The sequence below is a fragment of the Streptomyces graminilatus genome (assembly GCF_001418565.1).
GTDB lineage: Bacteria > Actinomycetota > Actinomycetes > Streptomycetales > Streptomycetaceae > Streptomyces > Streptomyces graminilatus.
The window spans coordinates 1-3565 of record NZ_LIQQ01000483.1; the positions used below are offsets into that span (position 1 = coordinate 1).

3 protein-coding genes are annotated in these 3565 nt (G+C 71.5%); all 3 read right to left on the reverse strand.

Annotation, left to right across the window (positions count from 1 at the left end):
- Nucleotides 1-108 precede the first annotated feature (108 nt).
- Nucleotides 109-2499 (reverse strand): Tex family protein, encoded by a 2391-nt coding sequence (locus AOK08_RS33525; protein WP_055533017.1) that lies wholly within the window; start codon nucleotides 2497-2499, stop codon nucleotides 109-111.
- A gap of 131 nt (nucleotides 2500-2630) precedes the next feature.
- The gene (locus tag AOK08_RS33530; protein WP_157876901.1) at nucleotides 2631-2837 is read right to left on the reverse strand and encodes a hypothetical protein; all 207 of its coding nucleotides are present in this window, start codon (nucleotides 2835-2837) and stop codon (nucleotides 2631-2633) included.
- 131 nt (nucleotides 2838-2968) lie between these two features.
- The coding region (locus tag AOK08_RS33535; RefSeq protein ID WP_055533021.1) for an enoyl-CoA hydratase/isomerase family protein at nucleotides 2969-3565 on the reverse strand (597 nt) is incomplete at its 5' end.

Here is a 3565-nt window from a genome sequence, read left to right on the forward strand (position 1 = left end):
CACGGGTGGGCGCGGCGGCACCCCGTACAGCGCCGGGCGGCGCGACCCACCCGCTGCTCAACATCGGCGCCGGGCGCCCCACCAACGAAGGGCACCCGGCGCGGCCACTCACCTCCGCTTGGGGTCCACCAACCCGGCCTTCCGCAACGCGTCAGCCATCGCACTGTTCCCCGGCGCAGGGGTCCCCTGCCGAGGCCCTCCGCCTCCTTGGCCCTGGCCCTGGCCCTGGCCATGCCCCTGCCGCTGCCCCTGCTGGCGGGGCTGAGGCGGGCGACCCCCACGCGAAGGCCGCCCCTGCTGCTGCTCCCCGGAGGCCACCGCCTCGTCGTCCAGCCGCAGCGTCAGCGAGATCCGCTTCCGCGGGATGTCGACATCCAGCACCTTCACCTTGACGATGTCCCCGGACTTCACGACGTCATGCGGGTCCTTGACGAACGTCCTGGACATCGCGGACACATGCACCAGCCCGTCCTGGTGGACACCGACATCCACGAACGCCCCGAACGCGGCCACGTTCGTGACGACACCCTCCAGCACCATCCCGGAGACCAGGTCACCGATCTTCTCGACCCCCTCCTTGAAGGTGGCCGTCGCGAAGGCGGGCCGCGGGTCGCGCCCGGGCTTCTCCAGCTCGCGCAGGATGTCCGTGACCGTCGGCAGACCGAACTTGTCGTCCACGAAGTCGTCGGGCCGCAGCGACCGCAGCACCGCGGTGTTCCCGACCAGCGAAGCCACCCCGCTCCCCGCAGACTTCACCATCCGCCGCACCACCGGATACGCCTCCGGGTGCACACTCGACGCGTCCAGCGGATCGTCCCCGCCCCGGATCCGCAGGAACCCCGCACACTGCTCGTACGCCTTCGGCCCGAGCCGCGCGACATTCTTGAGCTGGGAGCGTGAGGTGAACGGCCCGTTGGCGTCACGGTGCGCCACGATGTTCTCCGCGAGCCCGGAGGAGATGCCCGAGACCCGCGAGAGCAGCGGCGTGGACGCCGTGTTGACGTCGACCCCGACGCCGTTCACACAGTCCTCGACCACCGCGTCCAGTGACCGCGACAGCTTCACCTCGGACAGGTCGTGCTGGTACTGCCCGACCCCGATCGACTTCGGGTCGATCTTCACCAGCTCGGCCAGCGGGTCCTGGAGCCGCCGGGCGATCGACACCGCCCCGCGCAGCGACACGTCCATGCCGGGCAGTTCCTGCGAGGCGAACGCCGACGCCGAGTACACGGACGCGCCCGCCTCGGACACCATCACCTTGGTGAGCTTCAACTCCGGGTGCTTGGCGATGAGTTCACCGGCGAGCTTGTCCGTCTCCCGGGACGCCGTACCGTTGCCGATCGCGATCAGGTCGACCGAGTGCTCCCTGGCGAGCCGCGCCAGCTTCGCGATCGCCTCGTCCCACTTGTTCGCCGGTACGTGCGGATGGATCACGTCCGTGGCGACGGCCTTGCCGGTCGAGTCGACGACGGCCACCTTGACGCCCGTACGGAACCCGGGGTCGAGTCCCAGCGTCGCGCGCGTGCCGGCCGGAGCGGCGAGCAGCAGGTCGCGCAGGTTCGCCGCGAACACTTTGACCGCCTCGTCCTCGGCGACCGTACGCAGCCGAAGGCGTACGTCGATGCCGAGGTGCACCAGGATCCGGGTCCGCCAGGCCCAGCGCACGGTCTCCTTGAGCCATTTGTCGCCGGGACGGCCGCGCTCGGCGATGCCGAACCGGTGGGCGATGATCCCCTCGTACGACGAAGGCCCCTCCGTCGGCTCCTCCGGCTCCAGGACCAGGTCGAGGACGTCCTCCTTCTCGCCGCGCAGCATCGCGAGGATGCGGTGCGAGGGCAGGGCGGTGAAGGGTTCGGTGAAGTCGAAGTAGTCGGCGAACTTGGCGCCCGCCTCCTCCTTGCCCTCCTTCACCTTGGCGGCCAGCCGCCCGCGCACCCACATGCGCTCGCGCACCTCGCCGATCAGGTCGGCGTCCTCCGAGAACCGCTCGGTGAGGATCGCCCGGGCGCCGTCCAGCGCGGCCTGCGGATCGGCGACGCCCTTGCCGGCGTCCACGAAGGCCGCGGCAGCGGCCAGCGGGTCGACGGACGGGTCGCCGAGCAGCCCCTCCGCCAGCGGTTCCAGTCCCGCCTCGCGCGCGATCTGCGCCTTCGTCCGCCGCTTCGGCTTGAACGGCAGATAGATGTCCTCCAGGCGCGCCTTCGTCTCGGCGCCGCGGATCCGCTCCTCGACCTCCGGCGTCAGCTTGCCCTGCTCACGCACCGATTCGAGGATCGCGGCCCGCCGCTCCTCCAGCTCCCGCAGATAGCGCAGCCGCTCCTCCAACGTGCGCAGCTGCGCATCGTCGAGCATCTCGGTCGCTTCCTTGCGGTAGCGGGCGATGAAGGGCACCGTCGAACCGCCGTCGAGCAGCTCGACTGCGGCCCGCACCTGCCGCTCCCGTACGCCGAGCTCCTCGGCGATCCTGCCTTCGATGGACCCTACGAGGGGTGTCGTCACGATCCCGTACCGCCTTCTCCACTGGGGTTGCGCGGCAATTGTGGCAGGTGGCACCGACATCCGGGGCCCAGGGCGCCACACCTCACGCGAGCTGTGCGTGGTCGCGTGCTCGGCCTGCGGCACGCCCAGGGCTACATCTTGTGCACCTCGACGGAGAAGCCGCGGGCGAGAACGCCGTTGAGGTGTTCGGCGTGCGCGCCGAGCCACTGCTCGGCAGGGTTGCCCGGGGCGCTGATCCCGAGGAGTACGTGGTCGTCGGCGTCGTCGGTGCTCCGGCCGCAGACGCAGCACGCGAGACGCTGGAACATGATGTCGGCGGGGCTTGTGGCGTTGGGCATGAGCGGCAGAGTAATGAGCATGGGCCGCTCGGCGCGGGGGACAAGAACGGACCCGCAGCCGCCCTACGACGTCGGCGCCCCGCACCGGGCCCCCGCGCGTGTGACCGAACCGCCGCGCTCACGCGGCCGCCTCACCGCCGCGCCGCCGCCCCCGGCACCGTCCATGAGAAGGCGGGAGCCCGCCGCTCCAGAAACGCGGCGACCCCCTCCCCGGCGTCCCCGCTCTCCCGGGCCTGTTCCGCCCAGTACGCGTCCCGGTCGGTGCGTCCGTTCACGAACTCCTTCGCCGCCGCCTGGGTGAGCCGTGAGCGGGAGACGAGGACCCGGGCGAACTCCGCGACGCGCTTGTCGAGTTCGTCGCCGGGCAGCACCTCGTCGACGAACCCGGTGCGCAGCGCGCGCTCCGTGTCGATCAGCTCACCCGAGAACAGCAGGTACTTGGCCGTCGCCGGACCGACCAGGGCCGCCAGCCGCCGCGTGGACGACGCCGAGTACACCAGGCCCAGCTTCGCCGGAGTCACCCCGAACAGCGTCCCCTCCTCGGCGAACCGCAGATCGCAGGCCGCCGCGAGCTGCGCCCCGCCGCCCACACAGTGCCCTCGGATCGCCGCGAGCACCGGCTTGGGAAAGTCCGCCAGCGCGTCCTCCGCCAGCACGGACAGCCGCTGCGCCGCCTCCGGTGAGCCCTGGAGCGTCGAGATGTCGGCCCCCGCGCAGAACGTCCCGCC